Origin of the sequence: Alteromonas sp. 14N.309.X.WAT.G.H12 (genome assembly GCF_036697315.1) — a bacterium.
Classification (GTDB): domain Bacteria; phylum Pseudomonadota; class Gammaproteobacteria; order Enterobacterales; family Alteromonadaceae; genus Alteromonas.
Genome location: NZ_JBAHZB010000181.1, coordinates 1 through 3,722, shown reverse-complemented (window position 1 = coordinate 3,722; position 3,722 = coordinate 1). Strand labels below are relative to the sequence as shown.

1 pseudogene is annotated in these 3,722 nt (G+C 46.4%); it reads left to right on the top strand.

The window, feature by feature from the left end:
• A pseudogene (locus V5298_RS20035) lies at window positions 1-3,722 on the top strand (hypothetical protein); the annotation flags it as partial.

The window sequence follows — 3,722 nt, the reverse complement described above, 5'->3', positions numbered from 1 at the left end:
TGCTTATGTGGGTCGAAAAATCGTCGATGGTAGCACCTTATTTCGTTCGGCCACCGGTGCGTTAAAGGAAGGAAAGCTCCATGATCACGCCATCGAAAATTGCCAACCAAACACCGTGTGTGTGGGGCAATTTGATGAAGTCGGCAGCACCGATGTGGTGGCCACCGTGAGTAGCGCTGGCGAAAAAAACGACCTAGAAAAACCCTTTAGTATTACAGTACCTTTTCGGCATTTTCTCACCACCCATATCACCCATCATGCGGCCATCTTAGTGGTCAATGGTGAAGGGGATGTGCTTATTCGTCAGGACAATATAAAACCGGATGCCGGTGCTGCCAGCCTGACCTTTCACAATGTAAAAGATCTTCTTCTGTCTGCCGACAATAGCCCGGTAACCACCAGTGATTTTATCGAACGAAGAGTGGCAGAAAAAAACTACCGTTTTTACTTTATGCCCTGGACCTCCCAGAGCGTGCCTTTGACCCAGACCATCAAGATGGACTCCCCAAAGGCAAACAGTGAGGAAAATGGCGTTCACAGGGTGCTGTCAACGCAGTTTTATATCATCGGCGTAAAAAGCGTTTCAGAATTACAGAAAGAAAAGCTGCGCATCCCCAATACCATCGCGGCCTTTGTGTTGCTGTTTGTGTTTATGCTGCTCAGTTTGTTGCCACTGATGAAAATTCGCCTGATTTCCGCCGCCCAGTCGTTAACCTTGATGGATAGAAAAGCGGCGATGTACGGGGTGATCATGTTCATTGCCTTTGGGCATATCTTTGTGTTGTTTGCCATCAGTACATTTTTAGAAACCGGCAAAATAAAAGAAGAAGGCGTGAACATCGCAGATGGCATGAAGGCGTCGTTTCAACAAGAGCTAAACGCCATACTCGGTGAAGCCACGGACGTCATTCGGGCACAATCCCCCACGCTGACCAATCGTGAAATCGCCGATCACCTACTGTATCCACCTGATAGCAAACCTTGGTCTGCAGATACGCAAAACTGGCTGGAAAGTGTGTTTTTTCTTGATAGCGAAGGGCAATCTGAAGGGGACATGCGTTCAGTGTATTGGTCTCACCGTTCTTTTTTTCGCAATGAACAATGCGCTAAAGATCTAACGAAAGAAACATGCATGGTGGAAAAAGAAAATGGGCTATCGTTAGCAAACCGAATCTATTTTCAACGGGCCAGAGACTGCGAGGTTTGGCCCATGACCCCGCGTCTGGCCGTTATCAACAGCCTGAAGATTCTCGAACCTAATTTGTGTCCTGGGTTGTTCCTACAGCGTATTTTTAATAAACGGGATTCTCGTCTGTCCACCCAATTTTCCGCCCGTTTAACCACCGGCGAGTTATCGGTGATAAACACAATGACGGAAGAAATCCAACGGTCAAAAAATCCCCCAAATATTTTGGCGCCTTTTCATGTCGCCCGTCGCTTTTTTAATACCTTGTCTGTAGCGCCTGAGGGTTCGTCAACTCAGGTGGTGAGCTTTGGCAGTAAATTTCGCACGTTTTTTGCGCCCGTACTCACACCAGGGTATGGATTTATTGTCTTTGATAACCACACGGGCCAGGTATTGTTTCATAGTCAAAAAGACCGGGTACTTAACGAAAATATTTTTGTGCAAACCGATAACAACCCGGTATTAATGGAGTTGGCAAGAACGCAAAAAAGCCAGGCTGCTGCCATTCAAACGGTTTATCGTGGTCGTGAGCATATTTTCGTGGTCAGTGATTTAACTGACGGCCTGCCATGGTCGTTGGCCGTTACCCAGGATCTCACTAACCAGCGGGCGTTGTTTTTTCTGCGCATGTTTACCATCGTGGCTTACTTTTTGGTTTCCATGGTGATGCTAATACTGGTGTATGAACTTATTGAACGAATATACCGAAGTCGCCACCATGGCCTCTTATTCAACACCAAATATCAAATGATTCAACGCCTGGGATTAGGCGAATACCATTCTGCCACCCATGGCCGTCTTTTTATCGCCACCGGCGGTAGCTTGATTGTGGTGGTGATTACGGTTTTTTATTTTTCGTCATCCATGCAATATATGTCCGCCCTGTCACATATTTTTGCCGATGCGTCCCATCAACAGTTACACCAGTCTAAACAAGAGATCCATGAATATACCCAGCAAATGCTCGGAAACAATGCACGCCATTTTACCGACCAACCGCGTATATTTTCTTCTTCGATACAGAAAAATCCTGCAGGTGTGTGTGATGACATAGTGAGTGCTGAACATACGCCGGATGATTGGGCCTATTTTCCGGTGTTTTCACCCTCACTGTATTTTTCTTTATTGTCTTTCTCACAAACAAAGGTGCCCTTGTATGAAAAGCTCCTCGCGCTGGAATTTACGCTGAATGACGCCGCTTCGGATCCACAGACACCTAAAATCAATAACCAATCCCAGGCTAGGCCTTGTACCTTTAGTTTGCTGGATATAGGGGAAGGCAAAACCCATGTGTTCGGTTATGTCATTTTATCCTTGTTATGCGGGCTGCTATTTTTAGTAATAAGCGTCCCCATTGTTCACAACCTGTTTATTCGGCGGGTGCTGGGGTTACACATTCCGTTGCATTTTAGAATGAAAATGCCGCCGCTTAGCAGTGAAACCTTTGGCCGTTTAAGTATTGCTGTCAGGCAAACCCCGCAGCAGCGTTTCGATTGGCACGAATCAGCTGATTTATTTTTTCTGGGACGTTTTTATATTGGGCATTTTCTTTCTGGTAGTGCCACCCATACCGCCCACTGTGCCCTTGCCCAGCATATTGCCCAAGCCCAAACATACGTACTAAAAAAGTTAACAGAAATAGAAAAACAAGCCGGTTATAAAGGAAATAGGGCAAAACGGCTTGTCATTTACGGTATTGAAGATGTGGCCTTTAACCGTGATGAACGGCTTATGTCGCTGGCCGCGTTAACCCTATTGAGTGAACAAACGTCATTGCATCTGGTGTTGGAATGTGAGGTGGCACCTTTATATCGCCTTACCCAGCAACAATATTATGCGTCCCGTTGTGGTGAGAAACAAAACGCAGACAGCACTGAGGTGTATGGGTGGAGTCAATTATTAGCACAATTTGAGAAACATTATGCCTGGGCGCCTATGCACAAATGTCGTCCTTATCATAAACAAGATAGTTGGGCGTGCTTAGAGAATGAATCAGCGGGATGGCCGGAACTTATGGCAATACGTGAGCGTTTTAGTGAATACTTACACCTGTGTCATGGTGGCGCAAACGGTGACGCTGCTGCTTTAGAGCAAACAAAACAACAAGAAGCACAGTGGGTGAAAACCTATTGGCAAGCCGATCAAATTATCGAATATTTTTCGGCAGAGGCCGGTGCCTTGTATCGAAAGCGTTGGGAATTATGCACCCGACAAGAACGACTCATGTTGTATCAAATTGCCCGGGGGGATCAACCGAATCCCGCTAACCTTATTCCGTTGGAACACTTAGTGCGTCGCGGATACCTGTTTCGGGACGCCGAATGGTTTATTGTCAACGAGAGCTTTCGCTTGTTTGTGCTTGGGGCCGAATCGCCGGTACGAATGTCTCAATGGTTGGCTGAGGCCCAGGATAGCACCTGGCGCTATTTCAGGGTGCCCTTGTTTATATTATTGATCACATCCGTGGCGATTTTGGTTTATGTGACCACCGATTCCATACAGTCGTTTTTGGCCATTTTAAGTGCGGTGTTAGGTA